1 protein-coding gene and 1 pseudogene are annotated in these 1,612 nt (G+C 69.4%); both read right to left on the bottom strand.

Annotated features, from left to right (window positions below; translation table 11 throughout):
* Nucleotides 1-91: pseudogene (locus AB0F61_RS34170) on the bottom strand (DNA-binding response regulator); the annotation flags it as partial.
* Between the two features lie 336 nt (nt 92-427).
* On the bottom strand, nt 428-985 hold the full coding sequence (locus AB0F61_RS34175) for a hypothetical protein (protein WP_357818530.1): 558 nt from the start codon (nt 983-985) through the stop codon (nt 428-430).
* Between the last annotated feature and the right edge of the window lie 627 nt (nt 986-1,612).

The raw sequence follows: 1,612 nt of genomic DNA on the forward strand, positions 1-1,612 counted from the left end.
GGTCGGCCTGGATGCGGCGGCACACCTCCAGGCCGTCGAAGCCGGGCAACATCACGTCGAGGACGACGAGATCCGGCTGGCCGGTGCGGAACTGCCGGGGACACTGAGTCACACCGACACTGTCCACAACCAGCCGGATCCCCGCGTTGTTCCCGCGCCCCGCCGCGCCCACCGTTCCGATCGGATCGGTCCGCCCGGCCGTCCCACCGGCCCCGCGGACCGATCCGACTCGGTCGGAGGTCGGAGGTCGGGGGTCGGGGGTCGGGGGTATCCGCAACCACTGACCGGCGACAGGTGCCTGCCGCACGGACCCGGGTACGCCGCTGGCCGGCACCCCCAGTGTTGCGGGGTGCCGGCCAGCGGTCGGTGTCGTGCTGTGGTCTTGCTGTGCGGTGGTGCTGGCGTGCGTGTTCTGTGGTGGTGCGGGTCAGCTGTTCCAGTGCTGGGCGACGAGGTCGGTGGCCTGCTGCTCCCACTGGGCGTACGCGTCCGGGTACGCGGAGACCTGCACGGTCTGGGCGGCCTGGGTCAGCGGCATGTCCTGCCAGCCGTCAACCTGGCGCAGGCCCTTGAGGAACGCGGTGGTCGAGTAGGCGGGGTCGGTGATCTGCTCCGGGGTACCCCAACCACTGGACGGGCGCTGCTGGAACAGGCCCAGCGAGTCGTGGTCGTTCATGTCGCCGAGGTGGCCCAGGTTCTCCAACTTCGACTCCTGCAGGCTCGTCGCGATCGAGATGACCCCGGCCCGCTCCGGGAGACCGGCCTTCTTCGTGGCGGCGATGATCGCCTTGGCGTTGGCGGTCTGCTCATCGTTGAGGCTGATATGGGACTGGTCGCCCTGCGGCTTCGGCGCCGACTGCACCGCGACGGCGGCGGGCTTGGCATCCACCGGGTTGGCGTGGGCGGCGATCGGGCCGGCGAACACGCCACCGGCGAACGCGAGACCAGCAACGGACAGCATGCTCTTACGGAAGATCGTGTTCATGGGGGTAGCTCCTTCGGGGGTAGGAACACCCAGGCCGCCAAGGGGGGTCGGCGACACAGGGTGTGAGCACCTCGTCCGGCGCTGCACTTGCAAAGGGGAAAGTCTGGGGGTGACGCCCTGTCGGGCGTCGGGTCGGCGACCTGCGAGCGGGGGGCTCGTGGCGCCGGGTCCATGTGTAACGACCGGGGAGCCGGGGTCATTCCGGGGTTTGGCCCCTCCGTCGGCGCCCTCATCGAGGCGGTGCCTGCGGTCGTTCGTGGGGACTGCAACGACCGGGTGCGGATCGGCATTCCAACCTGCGGGACCTGTATCCAACCCCGTGCGGGCCGGGCTGCTGTCGGTGGCGCTGCGATCGTCAGGGTGTGTAACGACCCCGGCCCCGCCATGATTCCAGCCCGTGGGTGCACCCGGTCACAACCCACAAACACCCAGCGATGGACAAACCGCCCGCACAACATCCGGCCCGCGGCGTCGAGTCGCCCCTCACCCGGGTGATCCACTCGGGTTCACGGAAGTCGGGGCATCCGGGACGGGCGGTTTCAAGCGGCTGTTGCGACGAGGTGTTTGTGGAGTACCTCGGCTGGATTCTGCCAGTCGAGGGTTTGTCGTGGTCGTCCGTTGAGTTCG

The sequence above is a fragment of the Micromonospora sp. NPDC023888 genome (genome assembly GCF_040639415.1).
GTDB lineage: Bacteria > Actinomycetota > Actinomycetes > Mycobacteriales > Micromonosporaceae > Micromonospora.

Coding starts and splice junctions, on each gene's coding strand:
- AB0F61_RS34175 (WP_357818530.1), bottom strand. CDS start 985: ATGAACACGATCTTCCGTAAGAGCATGCTGTCCGTTGCTGGTCTCGCG.